This is a genomic window from Salinimicrobium oceani (genome assembly GCF_012037645.1).
This window is the reverse complement of the sequence record NZ_JAAVJR010000237.1, coordinates 1-603: the sequence shown is the minus strand read 5'-3', so window position 1 is coordinate 603 and position 603 is coordinate 1. Positions and strand designations below refer to the sequence as shown.

Genomic DNA, 603 nt, shown 5'->3' with positions numbered 1-603 from the left:
AATCAACAAAAGCTTGTTGCACTCTGGAAAAAACTGGCCGAAAGATATAAGGATGAACCATGGATTGGAGCTTATGATGTCATCAATGAGCCCAACTGGACCTTTGAAGAAGGAAAGAATAAAAACGGAATTCAGGATACCTTAAATGCTCCCCTTAAAAAACTTTTAGTTGACATAACCAAGGCTATTAGAGAAGTGGACACTAATCATATCGTCATCATAGAAGGAAATGGTTGGGGAAATAACTACAACGGAATTCTTCCGCCATGGGATGACAACATGGTTATTAGTTTCCACAAATACTGGAATTACAATGACACAGCTTCTATTCAGCAATTCATTGACTTCAGAAAAAAATATAATGCTCCTGTGTGGCTCGGGGAAACGGGAGAAAATTCCAACGTCTGGTTTACAGATGCCATAAGACTGATGGAGGAAAATAACATCGGCTGGGCATGGTGGCCACTTAAAAAGCTTGGTTTTAACAATCCGCTTGAGGTTCTGGTGAATCCGGGATATCAACAGATTCTTGATTATTGGGAAGGAGAAGCCGAAAAACCTTCCGAAGAAGAAGCGTATAAGGCATTTATGCAGCTAGCTGAA

Annotated in this window: 1 protein-coding gene; it reads left to right on the top strand. The window is 40.3% G+C overall.

Annotated elements, in window-relative coordinates; translation table 11 throughout:
- Positions 1-603: glycoside hydrolase family 5 protein (locus tag HC175_RS16475; RefSeq protein ID WP_168139465.1), on the top strand; the 603-nt coding region annotated here is incomplete at both ends.